The following is a 15621-nucleotide window of genomic DNA, read 5'->3' as shown; positions in this document are numbered from 1 at the left end:
TCGTAACGATTTGGCGGTGAAAAGTCGCCCATGCCAGCGCACTGAATGACTAGGGAAAGTCCGTAGCGCTCCCTCTGAAAAACACCGTTTTTGCACCCCTTGTGCCGCCTTGCACGTGCCTGCCTGGTATGCGCGTTGCAAAAACAGGCCACACCGCACCCGGAGGTCAGTCGCTTGGTGATGAACAAGCCCCGGCTTGCCGGGTGGCGGTGATGACTACCCCGGCGATTACGCAAACACACAAGGAGCAACGCACATGGGAATTTCTGAAACACCGGGCCTGCTGGACAGCAGCCTGTGGGCAGGCAAGGCATTTGATGGAACGTGGCGCACCACGCTGAGTGCGGTGCGCGATGTGGTGGAGCCCGCCACCGGCAAGATTCTGGGCCTGGTGGGTGTGGCCAGCGCGGGCGACATGCGCACCGCCATTGGCCGTGCAGCGCAGGCCCAGGCCGCCTGGGCCGCGCAGAGCCCGCGTGAACGTGCCGCGGTGTTTTTGCGCGCGGCGCGCATTTTTGAGCAGCACTTTGACGAGCTGGCCCTGCACATTGCGCGTGAGACGGGCGGCATCGTGCCCAAGGGCCAGCACGAGGTGCGCGAGGCCATCACGCTGTGCCAACTGGCTGCCGCCTTGCCCATGCAGGCGCAAGGCCAGGTGCTGCCCAGCACGCCAGGGCGTTTGTCCATTGCGCGGCGCGTGCCGTATGGGGTGGTGGGGGTGATTTCGCCGTTCAACTTCCCGCTCATCCTGGGCTTGCGCTCGGTGGCTCCGGCGCTGGCGCTGGGCAATGCGGTGGTGCTCAAGCCTGACACGCGCACGCCTGCCAGCGGTGGCTTCATCATGGCCCGCGTGTTTGAAGAGGCGGGCCTGCCCGCAGGCCTGCTGCAGGTGGTGCCCGGCGACGCCGAGGCGGGCGAGGCGCTGGTGGTGGACGAGCGCGTGCCCATGATTGCCTTCACCGGCTCGCCCACCGTGGGCCGCCGCATTGGCGCGCTGGCGGGCCAGCACCTCAAGAAGGTGTCACTGGAGCTGGGCGGGGCCAACAACCTCATCATTCTGGAAGACGCTGACCTGGACGCCGCTGCCAGCGCGGCGGCTTTTGGTGCGTGGTTCCACCAGGGGCAGATCTGCATGGCGTCCAACCGCGTGCTGGTGCACGAATCCATCGCCGCAGCGCTACAGCAGCGCCTGGTGGCCAAGGCCACGCACCTGCCGGTGGGCGATGGTGCCAGTGGGCAGGTGGCCCTGGGGCCGATGATCGACGCCAAGCAACTGCAGCGCTTTGACAGCGTCATCAAAGACAGCGTGGCCCAAGGGGCCAAGCTGGAGGCCGGCGGCACCTACGACGGCCTTTGCTACAAGCCCACCGTGCTCTCGGGCGTGAAGCCCGGCATCCGCTCGTTTGACGAAGAGCCCTTTGGCCCCGTGGTCAACCTCGTCACCTTCCGCACCGATGACGAAGCCGTGCAACTGGCCAATACCAGCCAGGGCGGGCTGGCTGCCGCCGTCATCAGCCCCAACGTGGGCCGCGCCCTGGCACTGGGCCAGCGCCTGCGTGCAGGCATGGTGCACATCAACGACCAGACCGTGAACGACGAATGCACCAACCCCTTTGGCGGCCCCGGCCTGGGTGGCAACGGCAGCAGCGTGGGTGGCCCTGCGGACATTGACGAATACACGCAATGGCAGTGGGTGACGGTGAAGGACGCGCCGCCCGCATTCCCGTTCTGAAGTTTCAGGCCCATGGCGGTTGGGCCGTACTGGGCCTGGCCCCCCCTCAAAAAAACAGGAGACAAGTTTCATGACACTGCAAAACAAAACCATCGTCGTCACCGGCTGCTGCTCGGGCATTGGCGCAGACTTTGCCAAGCTGGCCCGCCAGCAAGGTGCCCGCGTGATTGGCGTAGACCGCAACGCTCCCACGCTCACGCTGGATGGCTTTGTGCCGATTGACCTGGGCGACCCTGCGGCGATTGACGCTGCCCTGGCCCGCCTCCCCTCCGAGGTGGATGCACTGGCCAACATTGCCGGCGTGCCCGGCACGGCACCGGCCGAGCTGGTGGGCCGCGTCAACTACCTGGGCCTGCGCCACTTCACCCACCGCGTGCTGCAGCGCATGGGCGAGGGCGGCTCCATCGTCAATATCTCGTCCATCCTGGGGGCAGAGTGGCCCCAGCGGCTGGAGCAGCACCGCGCCCTGGGGGCCACCACCAGTTTTGATGAAGGTGCCAAGTGGCTGGCAGAGCACCCCGTGCCGCAAGAGACCTGCTACCAGTACTTCAAAGAGGCGCTGATCGTGTGGACGTACACCCAGTCGCAAAAGATCTTTATGGAGCACGGCGTGCGCATGAACTGCGTTGCCCCCGGCCCGGTGTTCACGCCCATTCTGGGCGACTTTGTGCAGATGCTGGGGCAGGAGCGCGTAGAGAAAGACGCCCACCGCATGAAGCGCCCCGCCTTCAGCGACGAAGTGGCTCCGGTGATTGCCTTCCTGTGCAGCGACGCGGCACGCTGGGTGAGCGGCATCAACCTGCCGGTGGATGGCGGGCTGGCTTCGACCTACATCTGAGCCCGCCTGAGTCCCACCGAATACCTGCCAGCGGTGCAGCAAGCAACCGCTCCGCACTCGCAACACAAAACCCATAACGAGGAGACAACATGCCCATCCATTCAACACCCCTGCGCCTGTGCCTTACCCTGGCACTGGGCGGCCTGCTCACCCACGGCGCTTTTGCTACCGAGGGTGGTGGCTCCACCTACCCCGTAGGCACAGAGAACTTCACCGCCGGGGCTGCGCCACCGCCCGGCCTGTATGTGCTGGAGTACCTGAACCGCTACAGCGCCACGCGCGTCAACGATGGGCAGGGCAACGCCGTGCCGGTGCCCGGCTTCAAGGTGCGGGCCAATGTGGCTGCCACGCGCATCATCTGGGTTACGCCGGTGGAGGTGCTGGGGGGCAACTTTGCGGCCCACACCATCTTGCCGCTGGTGGATTTGTCGGTGCGTGCCGGGGGCGCAAGCGATTCGCGCACCGGCCTGGGCGATGTGACCGTGGGCGGGGCCATTGCCTGGCACCACTCTGCCAAGCTGCACACCGTGGCGGGGCTGGACGCCGTGCTGCCCACCGGCGCATACGACCGCAACCGCCAGGCCAACATCGGGCGCAACTACCTCTCGTGGCAGCCCATTGGCGTGGTGACGTGGATGGACCCGACCGGCCTGAACGCCGACGTGAAAGCCACGCTCAACTTCAACCGCACCAACGACGACACGGGCTACCGCTCGGGTCGCGAATTCATCGCCGACTACGCCGTGGGCTGGGGCCTGGGCGGCGGCTGGATTGTGGGCGTGGGCGGGTACGTGTACCGGCAGTGGAGCGACGACAAGCTCAACGGCGCGGTGGTGCCCGGCGCACGCGGGCGCAGCCAGTCCATAGGCCCCTCCGTCCGCTACGCCAATGACAAGGGCTGGCTCATCACCGCCAAGGTAGAAAAAGAGTTTGGTGCACGCAACCGGGCACAAGGCTCGGCATTCTGGCTGCGCACCACGGTGCCGTTCTGATAGCGCCTGTGGCGTGTTCCACTGGTGCTGCAGGCACTGAGCCTTTTTCACAGGGCTTTGTTGATCTTGCATGCGCCTGCTTGAACCGTTCACGCTGAGCTTGTCGAAGCGCCGCACAGCCCGTGCCCTGGCTTCGACAAGCTCAGCCCGAACGGACTTTCAAGTTCAAAAAGTCCGGATTCATAAAAGCCCGTTCAGGCTGAGCCTGTCGAAGCCCAGCGCAGCGCTTCGACAGGCTCAGCGTGAACGGTTCAAGCAAGTTCACGCTGGCCCCATAAATTCAAGAACGCGAACCCCAGCACCGCTGTTTTTGGCGACACTCCCCCCGGTAGCGGGCAAATGGTTTGCCCCGCTCGGCTCGATAAGGAGGAGTGTGCGATGTACCGTCTTCACAGCTTTTGCCAGTCTGGCAATGCATACAAGGTGGCGTTCTTTCTGCAGACCTTGGGTCTGGAGTGGGAGCCCGTGTTTGTGGACTTCATGAACGGAGTCACCCGCACGGCAGACTGGCGCGAGCAGGTCAACCCCATGGGCGAGGCCCCTGTGCTGGAGGACGGAGAGCGCAGCCTTACCCAGTCTGGCGTGATCCTGACCTATCTGGCCCAAAAGCACGCCCCCGCGTATCTGGGCAACACCGAGGACGACAAGCTGGAAGTGCTGCGCTGGGTGCTGTTCGACAACCACAAATTCACCGGCTACTTTGCCCCCTATCGCTTCATGAAATCGTTTGGCCCCACAGCCCCTGATGCAGCAGTGATGGGCTGGCTGAAAGGGCGCATGGACAACGCCTTTGGCATCGTCAACAAGCATCTGGCACACCGGGCCTTCATGGTGGGCGATCAGCCCACCATTGCCGACTTTTCTCTGTGCGGCTACATGTTCTACCCGCTGGAAGAAAGCGGCTACGACGTGGCCGCGAGCTACCCCCACATCCATGCGTGGCTGCAGCGCCTGCGCCAACTGCCCGGATGGGGCAGTCCCTACGACATGCTGCCGGGCGAGCGCATCCAGCCCAAGTGGTAACGGGGTTACCTGCAACGGGTAGCACCGCCAAAAAGTTGCAATGGCGGCGGCTGCAAATCTGCCGTGGCCCTGTTGGCGCACCCACACCGCTGCAGCGCGTGGGCCAGCGCCATGGCCATGGCCTGCTGCACAGCGCGCCCCCGCATCAGGCGGCGATGATGCGCAAGCGACAGCGCGGCCCCATCACCGTGCCAGAATGAACTGATGAGCACCACCTCCTCATTCCAGTCCAACGCCGATGGCACCCGCATCACCACCTACACCTGGGCCCAAACCCTGGGCCAGCCTGTGGGGGCAGTGCAAATCTCTCACGGTTTGGCCGAACATGGCGAGCGTTACGACCGCTTTGCCCGCGCCCTCAACGCCGCAGGCTTTATCGTCCACGCGGCAGACCATCGCGGCCACGGGCGCACCGCTGGCGGGAGGTTGGGGGACTTTGGCAGCGCAGGCTTCAACGGCCTGATTGCCGACGTGGCCCAGTTTGGCGCATTGCTGCGCGCCCAGCACGGACCGCGACTGCCCGTCTTCCTGTTCGGCCACTCCATGGGCTCGTTTGCAGCGCAGGCGGCCATCTTGGATCACTCCGCCACTTGGTCCGGCGTCATCCTGTCAGGCTCCACCGCCCTCGACCTGTTCGCTGCCGCCATGGCCAACGCCCCCGCCGATGCGCCTGCCGGGCTGGCTGCCTTCAACGCAGGCTTTGAACACCGCACCGGCTACGAATGGCTGTCGCGCGACGCTGCCGAGGTAGACGCCTACGTGGCCGACCCCTGGTGCGGTTGGGACGTGCCACCCGACGTCATCCCCTCACTCTTCGCCCCCGCACCGCGCCTGGCCGACCCCGCACAACTCGCCCGCATCCGCAGCGATTTGCCCATCCTCATCGCATCCGGCGACGCAGACCCGCTGGCCGCAGGCGGCGTCTTGCTTGAGCAACTGGGCCAGCGGTATCGGGACGCGGGTTTGGCCGATGTCACGGTCAAGCTGTACCTGGCGGCGCGGCATGAGATCTTGAATGAGACGAATCGGGATGACGTAACGAGCGATGTGCTGGGGTGGTTGCGGGGGCGGGTTGCAGCGATTTGATGTGCAACAGCGAGTGGTTTGGTAGTGCTGGTAGCTCTTTCACTTCGACACTCTATTGCAAGTGAAGGAATACCAGAGGCTGGAGGCTTGGTTTGAGCGCGCGGGAGCGGTTTTATTTGGAACCGCTAAGTCGATACCGGCCAGTATCGATCTTTACCAACAGCTTTTGTGCACACAAGCTACTAATCGTACGACCTACAAGGTCTTCGATGGGATCATCCAATTCGCTACTTACTAATACTTCTCTCAGCCATTGGTTGATCTGGGCTTTGTTAGCAACTCCTGTTTCGGTGCGCATCCGAAACTCAACAATCGTTGTAGCGAGGAATAACGCGGGCATTTCAGTTATCCCGCGTACCGAGTCATTTGCTCGGGGGAAATCGAAATTTTCGACCACTGCGGCGGTTTTGAGCAGTGATGCTCCCCGTGCACTCGGCGGCATGATTCCAAAATTGGTCGCTTGTAGAACGATCGCTGGGATTCTGGTTTCGTCCAATGCTGAAGCAGTGCAGGTCAGACATTCGCCATATGGGTCATGCGGTGTGATGGTGCAGCACTTGGTGCACTGATGTAAGTAGCTGTCGGTCAGCTCGTTGCGCACAAGATCAACTCCCGAAATGGGAAGGCTTGTCGAGAGCGATAGCCACCAGCCCCAGAGCTGTACTCCGCGGCTGGTCCACCGCGCACCTCCTTCGTAGATCCATCGTTTCCAACGGCTTGCGTAAAAGAAACCTTCACCGAATACTTGGTGTCTTCCGATTGCGCCCGCAAATCTTGGTATTTTGTTCGTGATGAAACTTGGATTCGGAGCATAGGCGTCCTGATCTAGCACTCTTGCACGGTCGCTTTTCTCCAGGCCTTTGCGCAGGAAATCCGACTTCACAGCGCTCACGCCGACTAACAACGTTACAGGTACGATGATGTAAGCGCACGTAGTTGCTCGCCCGAGTGCGCAGGCTAGCGTGGTGTCGTCCATCTCGAAGCCCGCCACGATGATGACGATCGGCTTCTCCATGCCCCGATATGCCGAGATCGTGGAGCGCGAGATATTGACTCCTTCGAGCGACCATGGGAACTGACCAAGTACTACCAAGTCGTCTGCGTTGATACCCGCTTTCAAGAGTTCCGCCGTCAATGTGTTAATGCTCTTGGGAACATCTTTGCAGATTCTTCTGGACAGGTCCTCCGTTGAGATGGGACGAATGCGGTTGACCTCGTGTTGAGGGGGGCGCATCTCCATCATCGTTTTGGTGATGCCGCCGGGATTCCTATACACCGTCGCCAAGTAGAAGAATCGTTCACCATAGGTATCTTCTAAGAAGCGGTAGGAGCTGCCTTTTTCGATTCCGGGAAGAACCTGAAGTTCGTCGGCAAAGACGAATTTGCGTGCGTTAGTGAAATGGTCGTGCAACGCTATGTGATCAGCTTCGTTCAGTGCCTGAGCTTCATCGACGATCAATACGGCGTATTTTTGGTCAACAGTTCCATGCAGCGCCAAGTGATGGTGGTCGTAGTTGGGTTCGCCGACGTTCGTGTCCCTGTTCCGCGCGCCTAGTGACTCGCAATAGGAGTGGAAGGTTTGAACCGTGACCAATGGGCCGATATGACCCAGTTGAAGGGCCACTTTCTGCGTGATTTGTCGATTCTTGAGAAGGAAGAGCACCTTAAAGTCCCGAACCGCAAATTGCTCTGCCAGGGAGCGTGCAATCAGCGTCTTACCACTGCCCGAGAATCCCGCTATCAAACGTTGATTTGCTTCAAGGCACAAGGAGACTTGATTCGCTTGCTTTTCGTCCAGTCGAAGCCACAACTCGCCATCAGCGAGAATTTTGCGTCCTAGATGGCCATCCCGAGCTTCTTGCGGCCAGACAGCTTCGAGAAAGCGATTGATTTCACGGCTGAAGTTGTTCTGATTTCCGTAGTTCAGTGCAACTTTCCAGTGCGCCATCAATTGCATGATGCGTGAGGGCATCGCTGCGCTATGTTTCTGCAGGATTAGGATACCGTCCGCGAGCGGTCGGCCAAGCGGCAGGTATGCATTGGAAATCTGCGAAATATCGAGATCGAAATCCGGGAAGTGCACTGCGTACCCAACGGGACACTTCATCTGCCATGACCGCAGCATCTCGTTGAGGGCGAAGGTGTTGTCCCTCACCTGAGTCAGTGGATCAATTTCGTATCCGTCCCGTTCGTGGACGAATCGAAAGCCCGAGGGTTTGTAGCGTCCAGACTTCGTCTCGATGCACAGCATGCCCAGCTCTACATGCAAGATTACGAAGTCCACTTCGCCGGAGAGATGCTTTCTGGCAATCGGCTCCTGTAGGTACTCCTGGAGTTCCTTGGAGTACACCCGCTTGGTTCTACCGCGCAGCCACGGCAAGGAGTGAATGACGGTAAAGCCGTCGTCGAGCGCGGCCAATTCCTGGAAGAGATGGAACTCGCCTTTGCTGCGGAATTCCGCTTGATCGAGTGTCGGAAAGAACTTAGCCATGAACGGGAAGTGTGTTTTCAGTGAGATGTATCAACGCGCGTGGTAATGGCTGCGGAATAGCGGCTCTAAATACTTCGGGCTGAGTGGCCGGGTGCTTGTAAGTCACGCCGAGACCAGGCGATTACGCTCATCTCGAACTTGCGCAGCTCTTCCTATCTGCTCCGCCCCCCACGCCCCCTCCGCGCCCCACCCGCCACCTGACAAGCCCTCCGATACCCCCGCAGCGTCACTTCCGCCCGCTGCATCACCGTGTCCTCCACCGTGGCTGCACCTCCGGCCAGTGCATCGGCCTGCGCCTGCACTAGCTCCGCCGGGCTCATACCCGATGCCTCGCCCGTCAGCAGCGCAATGCCTTCGCTGACGTGCTGCATGGTGTAGACGTGGAACAGCCCGCGTTCCACGGCGTCCAGCACGGCGCGGCTGAGCATCAGGTGGCGCTGGTTGCGGGCGGGGATGAGTACGCCTTGGGTGCCGTCCAGCCCCGCCGTATCGCAGGCGCGGAACCAGCCTTCGATTTTTTCGTTGATGCCGCCCACGGGTAGCACTTCGCCATGCTGGTTGAGTGCGCCGGTGATGGCGATGCCCTGGCGCAGCGGCAGGCCTGACAGGCTGGACAGCAGCGCATACAGCTCGGCGCACGAGGCGGAGTCGCCTTCGATGCCGCTGTATTCCTGCTCAAACACGATGGAGGCGTTGAGCGCCAGTGGTGCCACATGGCTGAACAGGGCGGTGAGGTAGCTGTGCAGGATGAGCACGCCTTTGTCGTGGATGGGGCCGGACATATCGACCTCGCGCTCGATGTTGAGCAGGCCTTCTTGCCCCGCAAAGGTGCGGGCGGTGATGCGTACGGGGAAGCCAAAGCGGTAGTCGCCCAGGTCGATTTGCGTGAGGGCGTTGATTTGCCCCACGGCGCTGCCGGTGAGGGTGATGAGGCGCTCGCCTTCGACGATGGATTCGTGCAGTTCTTCTTCGGGGTAGTTGTGGCGCAGGGTGCGGGCCTGTTGGGCGGCGTGCACGTCGGCGGGCTCTACCAGTGCGCCGCCACGGGCCTGGCACAGGGCGGCGGCTTCCATCAGCAGGGCTTCGATGTGGCCGAACTGGGCGCTTTGGCGGCCTTGGTCGTCGGCCTCGCGGTGGGCTTGCTCCAACAGCAGGGCCACGGCGGGCGCGCCAAAGTGGGGCAGGCCCCGGCGTTTGCAGCTGTGGGCCACAAAGATGGCGCTGGCCAGGCGGGTGGCGGGGCTGGCGGTAAAGCGCTCTACAAAGTCCACCTTGGCGCGAAAGCGGCGGGCGGTGTCGGGGTCGGCCTCTTGCAGGGCGTAGTACTCGTCCACGGTGCCGATGAGCACGATCTTCACATCGACCTGCACCGCCTCGGGCTGCAGGGCCACGGGTGCGCCTGCGCTGGCACCGCTGGTGGCTTCGTCAATGTGCAGGCGGTTGCAGCGCAGAAAGCGCCGCAGGCGCGCCCACAGGCCTTCTTCATGCGTCAGGTCGTGCAGGTGCAGCAGCAAAAAGCCGCCGTGCGCGCGCAGCAGGCTGCCTGCGCGGATGCCGGTGTAGTCGGCCTGGGGTGTGTCGCCGTCGTGGCGCGATTCGATGCTGCCAAACAGGGTGCGGTGCTGGGGGTTGTCTTCCACGATGACGGGCGCACCTGCCTGGCCGTGGTGGTCTACCGCCAGATGGACCTGGCACAGGTGCAGCAGGTGGTCCAGCGCGTCTTGCGCGTCGTCGTCACGGTTGTTGTTCCGGTCGGTGTCGTCTTCGTAGTCATTGCCGGGGGCTGAGCGCGTGTCTTTGCCGGAGCTGCTCGAATTGCTGGCGTTGCCCGGGATGCCGGAAGAGGGCAGGTCGGCCAGTTCAAACCAGTGCAGGTGGTTGAGCAGTTCGCGCTCCACCTGTTGCAGCCAAGCGGGCAGGGGCTCGGGTTGCTCGGGCATGGCGGCGCGCACGGCGTTCAGCGCCTGTTGCACCACGGGGCGCACGGTGCCGCGGCGCAGGTCGTTCAGCGCGTCGTCGCGGGTGCGTTCCAGCGGGCGCAGGGTTTGCGCAAAGGCCACGATCTCGCTGCGCAGGGCCTGCTCGGCTTCGTCAATGCGGGCGCGCTGCTCGGGCGGCAGCGCGCGGGCTTCGCTCTCTGTCAGCGGCTGGCCGTTGGCCCCGGTGAGGGTAAAGACCAGATGCCCGCCGTCTTCGTCGGTGCGCGAGAGCTGGAACTGCCGCGCCTGCGCAAAGGCTTGCAGGGTCGCAAAGGCCTGGGCCTCTTGCGCTTCGTAGGCTTGCTCGATGCTGCGGGCCTGGGCGCGGAAGTCGGGGCTTGTCAGGTGGCGGGGGATGTCGGTCTGCAGGGTTTTGGCCAGCTCGGCCATGGCGCGGCGCAGCACGCGGCCCTGGCCTGCAGGCAGGCGCAGGGCGCGTGGGTGCTCGGGCGATTCAAAGTTGTGCAGGTAGCACAGGTCGGGCGGCACGGGGCGCAAGGCTGCTGCCGTGTGCATGGCCTGCCGCATGAGCGAGGCGCGGCCACTGCCCACTTCGCCCAGCACAAACAGGTGGTAGTCGGGCTGGGCCATCTGCAGGCCAAACTGTGCGGCGGCCTGGGCGCGCTCTTGCCCAATCCATGGCAGGGGCAGGTCTTGCAGCTCGGCGGTGCTGGCAAAGCCCAGGGTGGCGGGGTCAATGGTCAGGCGCAGTTGCGGGGCAGAGAGGGCGTGAGCAGGCATGGGCAACGTGGGGGCCGCTGCCGGGGCTGGTGCAGGCCCGCAGCGGCTGGTTGATAAGAAAATGGCAGCTAGCGCTTATGGAATAAGCGCAGGCAGCTATTATTTTTGTAGCGATAGAGTCAGGGCCGGAAGGCCGGGCGCTACCGCAGTGGGGCTCAGTGTGCCACCGGGCAGCGGCCCTGGGGCGCACCGCCCGCCAGCGCATGCTGCCTGACCTGCTGCAGCACCGCATCGGGCGGCACCTGGGTGGGCCAGCCCTGCAGGTGCTGCTGGGCCACGCGGCTCAGGGCCGTGATCCAGTGGCTGTTGTCGTTCAGGCACGGGATGTAGTGGAACTCCTTGCCGCCGTGGTGCAAAAAGGCCTCGCGCACTTCCATGTTGATTTCTTCCAGCGTTTCCAGGCAGTCGCTGGTAAAGCCAGGGCAGATCACGTCCACACGGCGCGTGCCTTTTTGGGCCAGGGCTTCGATGGTGGGCTGGGTGTAGGGCTCCAGCCACTTGGCCTTGCCAAAGCGCGACTGGAAGGTGATCTGGTAGCGGTCTTCGCGCAGGTCCAGGCGCTCGGCCAGCAGGCGGCCGGTTTTGCGGGCCTCGCAGTGGTAGGGGTCGCCCAGGTGCAGGGTGCGTTCGGGCACGCCGTGAAAGCTCATCACCAGCTGGTCGGGCTGGCCGTTGTGCCGCCAGTGGGTTTCCACGGTGCGGGCCAGGGCGTCGATATAGCCGGTGTCGTCGTGGTAGTGGTTCACAAAGCGCAGCTCGGGCACGTTGCGGGTGCGGGCGGCCCAGGTGTAGACCGCGTCAAACACGCTGGCGGTGGTGGTGCCGGAGTATTGCGGGTACAGCGGCAGGATCAGGATGCGTGTGGCCCCCTCGGCCTTGAGCGCCTCAAGCTGGCTGGCAATGGAGGGGTTGCCGTAGCGCATGGCGTGGCGCACCAGCACGTTGTGCCCGGCCTCGCCCAGCCAGCCGCGCAGCAGCGTGGCCTGCTTGGCCGTCCACACCGCCAGGGGCGAGCCCTCGGGCGTCCACACACTGGCGTATTTGGCGGCCGACTTGGCGGGCCGCACCCGCAGGATGATGCCGTGCAGGATGAGCATCCACAGGGGTTTGGGAATCTCCACCACGCGGTGGTCCGACAGGAACTGGCCCAGGTAGCGCCGCAGCGCGGGGGCGGTGGGCTCATCGGGCGTGCCCAGGTTGCACAGCAGCACGGCGGTGCGTTCTGCCTGGCCGTGGGTGTAGGGGGGTTCTGGGGAGAAAGGAGAGAGCATGAGGCGATTGTGGCAAATGCGCCGGAGGCCCGGCCGGTGGTGGAGTATTCTCAGCGTTCCATGCTGCCTTCTTCTCTTGACACGCATCAATCCCCAGGCTCTGCCGCAACGCTGGACGTGGGCCGCATCCGCGCCATTTCCATCGACCTGGACGACACCCTGTGGCCCATCTGGCCCACCATTGCCAAGGCCGAAGAGGTGCTGCTGCAGTGGCTGACGCTGCACGCCCCCGCCACCGCCCGGCTGTTTGCCAACACCGAGGCGCTGCGCGCCATACGCAACCAGATGGTGACGCTGCGGCCTGACCTGGTGCATGACCTGAGTGCGTTGCGGCTGGAGTCCATTCGCCTCGCGCTGGTGCAGGCGGGTGACGAGCCCGCCCTGGCAGAGCCCGCGTTTGATGTGTTTTTTGACCAGCGCCAGCGCGTGGAGCTGTTTGACGATGCCCACGACACGCTGGCTTTTCTATCGGCACGCTACCCGGTGGTGGCTTTGTCCAACGGAAATGCCGACGTGCAGCGGGTGGGCATTGGCCACTATTTCACGGCCAGCATCCACGCCAAGGAGTTTGGTGTGCCCAAGCCCGATGCGCGCATTTTTCACGAGGCAGCGCGCGCCGCGCAGGTGCAGCCCCACGAGGTGCTGCACGTGGGCGACGACGCCACAGCCGATGCCCTGGGCGCCCTGGCCGCAGGCATGCAGGCGGTGTGGCTGAACGCAGCAGGGCACGAATGGCCGCACGGCTCGCAACCCCACGCTACGGTGGGGAGCCTGTCTGAGCTGTGCCGTTTGCTGGCCTGAGGGCTGACGGGTTTGCCAGGTGGTTCGCTGATGCACTGTGACGACTGCCCTTCGATTGCCTTTTTGATTGCCAGCTGATTGCTTGAAGAAACAGGTGACCTCCGCCATGCCCAAGACACCGCTTTCCCTGCCGCACGTTCGTACCGTGGGGCTGATGCAGCCCATGACCTGGCTCGTGCTGGCCTGGCGCGACATGGCGCGCTCGGGCTGGATCAGCTTTGCCCACGGGCTGGCGCTTACCGCGCTGGGGGCGCTGATTTTTACCGTGGCGGGCCAGCGGTTCTGGTTGCTGGCGGGTGCCTTGTCGGGGTTTCTGGTGGTGGCCCCGGTGCTGGCAACCAGCCTGTATGCCCTGAGCCGGGCGCTGGAGCAAAAGCAGGCCGCCAACATGGGGGTGGTGCTGAAAACCTGGCTGAACTGGCAGAACAGCCACATCAACAAATGGGGCAGCGACTACTGGTGCATGCTGCAGTTTGGTGCGCTGCTGGCCCTGGCGGCCACAGGCTGGGTGGTCACTTCGGCCGCATTCATCACGCTGCTGGCCCCCATGCCGGTGAACACGCCCATGGACTTTATGCACCATGTGGTGCTGGCCAACGATGGCTGGCTGTTTGAGCTGTGGCTGGCGCTGGGCAGCCTGTTGGCTGCGCCCATTTTTGCATCCAGCGTGGTGGCGATGCCGCTGCTGCTGGACCGCCGCGCATCGCTGCGCCTGGCGGTGCTGACCAGTTGGCAGGTGGTGGTGGCCAATCCGCTGCCCATGGCGTTCTGGGCGGCCTTGATTCTGGGCTTTACGCTGCTGGGGCTGGGTTCCCTGCTGCTGGGGCTGATTTTTGTGATGCCCATGCTGGGCCATGCCAGCTGGCATGCCTATCGCGATCTGGTAGACGCTTCAAGCCTGCCCCTGCGTGATGCCCCGGCAGACCATGGGCAAGGCAGTGGGGTTGCATCGTGATTTTTGGTTTTACCGAAGCGCAGATCTCTGGCTTCTTCCTCACCTACGGGGTGGGGGCTTTCATCCTGTACATGCTGTTCATCATCGGGCAGCTGGCGTGGGAATCCAAGGCCGGGCGGTTTGGCACCTTTGTGCTGTTCCTGGGGCTGGGGGTGGGCTTCCTGGGCTTTCTGGCCAAGGTCGTCATCCAGTGGTGGCTGACGCGTTAGCTGCCCGTGTGCGACCCTCAGAAAAAGGCTTGCACGCCTCTTGCATGCGCCTGATGAAGGTGTCCACTTTGTGACCTGTCATCGCCGTTTCACAAGGGTTTTGGCAGAGTTTCTTACAATCAATAGCTTCTTGGTACACAGGGTGCGTCAGGCACCCTTCATATGGAAATAGCAATACTGTTCGCCCTCATCTGCCTCAACGGGGTATTCGCCATGTCGGAAATTGCGCTGGTGACTGCGCGCAAGGCCCGTTTGCAAAAGCTGATTGATGAGGGCGACAACGGCGCAGCCGCCGCCGTGAAACTGGGGGAAGACCCCACACGTTTTCTCTCTACCATTCAGATCGGCATCACGTCGATCGGTGTGCTCAACGGTATCGTGGGTGAAGCGGCATTGGCCGAACCCCTGGGCCTGTGGCTGGCCAGCGTGGGCGTGCCTTCGCCCTATGGCAACTACGCGGCGACCGGGCTGGTGGTGGTGCTGATCACCTATTTCTCCATCGTGGTGGGAGAACTGGTGCCCAAGCGCATCGGGCAGTCTTACCCTGAGACTTTTGCACGCCTGGTGGCCCGCCCTATCAACCTGCTGGCCTTGGCCACCAAGCCATTCGTGCTGCTGCTTTCGGGCTCCACGCGCACCTTGCTGCGCCTGTTGGGTGTGAAGGAAACCAGTGGCAGCCCGGTGACGGAAGAAGAAATTCACGCCATGCTGGTGGAAGGCACCACGGCGGGCGTGATCGAGTCGCATGAGCACACCATGGTGCGCAATGTGTTCCGTCTGGACGACCGCCAGATCGGTTCGCTGATGGTGCCCCGCGGCGATGTCGTGTGCCTGGACCTGGATGCGCCTTTTGAGGAAAACCTACGCCGCATTGAAGAATCAGACCACGCCCGCTTTCCGGTGGTGCGGGGCGGTATGGACAACCTGCTGGGCGTGATCAATGCGCGCCAGTGGCTGTCTCGCGCATTGCGGGACCCTTCCCATACCCTGGCCGACCAGCACCTGCAGACTGCGCTGTATGTGCCTGAGACGATCACGGGCATGGAGTTGCTGGACAACTTCCGCCTTTCGGATGTGCACATGGCGTTTGTCATCGACGAATATGGCGAAGTGCAGGGTATTGTCACGCTGCAGGATCTGATCGAGGCCATCACTGGGGAATTCCAGCCACGCGACCCAGAGACCTCCTGGGCCTTGCAGCGGGAAGACGGCAGCTGGCTGCTGGATGGGCATATTCCCGTGCCTGAGCTGAAGGATCGGCTGAACCTGGATGCAGTGCCGGAAGAAGAAAAGGGCCGCTACCACACCCTGAGCGGCATGGTCATGTTGCTGACGGGCCGTTTGCCCAAGGTGACCGACACCGTTCAGTGGGAAGACTGGAAGCTGGAGGTGGTGGACATGGACGGCAAGACCATCGACAAGGTGCTGGCCACCCGCATTGCGCAGCCTGAGCAGCCTGCGGCCTCTGCCGTAGAAGCGGTCTGATCAGGGTCTGAGCAGGAA

The 15621-nt window shown here is 63.2% G+C and carries 12 protein-coding genes; 9 read left to right on the top strand and 3 right to left on the bottom strand.

Translation table 11 applies throughout. The features are described 5' to 3' along the window. Positions 1 to 256: 256 nt before the first annotated feature. The 5 genes from AACH87_RS13875 to AACH87_RS13855 all read left to right on the top strand — a co-directional run bounded on the left by AACH87_RS13875 (position 257) and on the right by AACH87_RS13855 (position 5671). On the top strand, positions 257 to 1732 hold the full coding sequence (locus tag AACH87_RS13875; RefSeq protein ID WP_338795051.1) for a benzaldehyde dehydrogenase: 1476 nt from the start codon (positions 257 to 259) through the stop codon (positions 1730 to 1732). 70 nt (positions 1733 to 1802) lie between these two features. Next, entirely contained in the window at positions 1803 to 2570 is a 768-nt protein-coding gene (locus AACH87_RS13870; protein ID WP_338795050.1) for a coniferyl-alcohol dehydrogenase, read from the top strand. Between the two features lie 89 nt (positions 2571 to 2659). Then, positions 2660 to 3562, top strand: coding sequence for a transporter (locus AACH87_RS13865; protein ID WP_338795048.1), 903 nt, complete (start codon positions 2660 to 2662; stop codon positions 3560 to 3562). A gap of 378 nt (positions 3563 to 3940) precedes the next feature. Then, positions 3941 to 4585 carry a glutathione S-transferase gene (locus tag AACH87_RS13860; protein WP_338795047.1) on the top strand — a complete coding sequence of 215 codons (645 nt, stop codon included), beginning with the start codon at positions 3941 to 3943 and terminating at the stop codon, positions 4583 to 4585. Positions 4586 to 4789: 204 nt separating this feature from the next. Next, positions 4790 to 5671 (top strand): alpha/beta fold hydrolase, encoded by an 882-nt coding sequence (locus AACH87_RS13855; RefSeq protein WP_338795046.1) that lies wholly within the window; start codon positions 4790 to 4792, stop codon positions 5669 to 5671. Between the two features lie 112 nt (positions 5672 to 5783). Here the strand turns inward: AACH87_RS13855 and AACH87_RS13850 are convergent, their stop codons facing one another. The 3 genes from AACH87_RS13850 to hemH form a co-directional block, all read right to left on the bottom strand. Further along, a complete protein-coding gene (locus tag AACH87_RS13850) occupies positions 5784 to 8162 on the bottom strand; it encodes an AAA family ATPase (RefSeq protein ID WP_338795045.1) in 2379 nt (792 codons plus the stop codon). Positions 8163 to 8314: 152 nt separating this feature from the next. Further along, positions 8315 to 10882 (bottom strand): ATP-binding protein, encoded by a 2568-nt coding sequence (locus AACH87_RS13845; RefSeq protein ID WP_338795044.1) that lies wholly within the window; start codon positions 10880 to 10882, stop codon positions 8315 to 8317. 155 nt (positions 10883 to 11037) lie between these two features. Then, the gene (gene hemH / locus AACH87_RS13840) at positions 11038 to 12153 is read right to left on the bottom strand and encodes a ferrochelatase (RefSeq protein WP_338795043.1); all 1116 of its coding nucleotides are present in this window, start codon (positions 12151 to 12153) and stop codon (positions 11038 to 11040) included. Between the two features lie 60 nt (positions 12154 to 12213). Between hemH and AACH87_RS13835 the strand changes: the two genes are divergently transcribed. From AACH87_RS13835 to AACH87_RS13820, 4 genes are all read left to right on the top strand, one after another. Further along, entirely contained in the window at positions 12214 to 12954 is a 741-nt protein-coding gene (locus tag AACH87_RS13835; protein WP_338795042.1) for an HAD-IA family hydrolase, read from the top strand. A gap of 106 nt (positions 12955 to 13060) precedes the next feature. Beyond that, positions 13061 to 13909 carry a DUF2189 domain-containing protein gene (locus AACH87_RS13830; protein WP_338795041.1) on the top strand — a complete coding sequence of 283 codons (849 nt, stop codon included), beginning with the start codon at positions 13061 to 13063 and terminating at the stop codon, positions 13907 to 13909. Next, positions 13906 to 14118 (top strand): DUF2788 domain-containing protein, encoded by a 213-nt coding sequence (locus tag AACH87_RS13825; protein ID WP_338795040.1) that lies wholly within the window; start codon positions 13906 to 13908, stop codon positions 14116 to 14118. Before AACH87_RS13830 ends, AACH87_RS13825 begins: the two co-directional genes overlap by 4 nt. Before the next feature lie 162 nt (positions 14119 to 14280). Continuing rightward, entirely contained in the window at positions 14281 to 15603 is a 1323-nt protein-coding gene (locus AACH87_RS13820) for a hemolysin family protein (protein WP_338795038.1), read from the top strand. Positions 15604 to 15621 lie beyond the last annotated feature (18 nt).

The organism is Acidovorax sp. DW039, assembly GCF_037101375.1.
GTDB lineage: Bacteria > Pseudomonadota > Gammaproteobacteria > Burkholderiales > Burkholderiaceae_C > Acidovorax.
Note: the sequence above shows the minus strand (reverse complement) of the source record. Positions and strands in the feature narration are given on the sequence as shown.

What these genes read in the sequence shown, in the direction of transcription:
- AACH87_RS13850 (WP_338795045.1), bottom strand. Translation starts at nt 8,162, where the DNA reads ATGGCTAAGTTCTTTCCGACACTCGATCAAGCGGAATTCCGCAGCAAA.
- AACH87_RS13870 (WP_338795050.1), top strand. Translation starts at nt 1,803, where the DNA reads ATGACACTGCAAAACAAAACCATCGTCGTCACCGGCTGCTGCTCGGGC.
- AACH87_RS13875 (WP_338795051.1), top strand. Translation starts at nt 257, where the DNA reads ATGGGAATTTCTGAAACACCGGGCCTGCTGGACAGCAGCCTGTGGGCA.
- hemH (WP_338795043.1), bottom strand. Translation starts at nt 12,153, where the DNA reads ATGCTCTCTCCTTTCTCCCCAGAACCCCCCTACACCCACGGCCAGGCA.
- AACH87_RS13855 (WP_338795046.1), top strand. Translation starts at nt 4,790, where the DNA reads ATGAGCACCACCTCCTCATTCCAGTCCAACGCCGATGGCACCCGCATC.
- AACH87_RS13860 (WP_338795047.1), top strand. Translation starts at nt 3,941, where the DNA reads ATGTACCGTCTTCACAGCTTTTGCCAGTCTGGCAATGCATACAAGGTG.
- AACH87_RS13830 (WP_338795041.1), top strand. Translation starts at nt 13,061, where the DNA reads ATGCCCAAGACACCGCTTTCCCTGCCGCACGTTCGTACCGTGGGGCTG.
- AACH87_RS13845 (WP_338795044.1), bottom strand. Translation starts at nt 10,882, where the DNA reads ATGCCTGCTCACGCCCTCTCTGCCCCGCAACTGCGCCTGACCATTGAC.
- AACH87_RS13820 (WP_338795038.1), top strand. Translation starts at nt 14,281, where the DNA reads ATGGAAATAGCAATACTGTTCGCCCTCATCTGCCTCAACGGGGTATTC.
- AACH87_RS13865 (WP_338795048.1), top strand. Translation starts at nt 2,660, where the DNA reads ATGCCCATCCATTCAACACCCCTGCGCCTGTGCCTTACCCTGGCACTG.
- AACH87_RS13835 (WP_338795042.1), top strand. Translation starts at nt 12,214, where the DNA reads ATGCTGCCTTCTTCTCTTGACACGCATCAATCCCCAGGCTCTGCCGCA.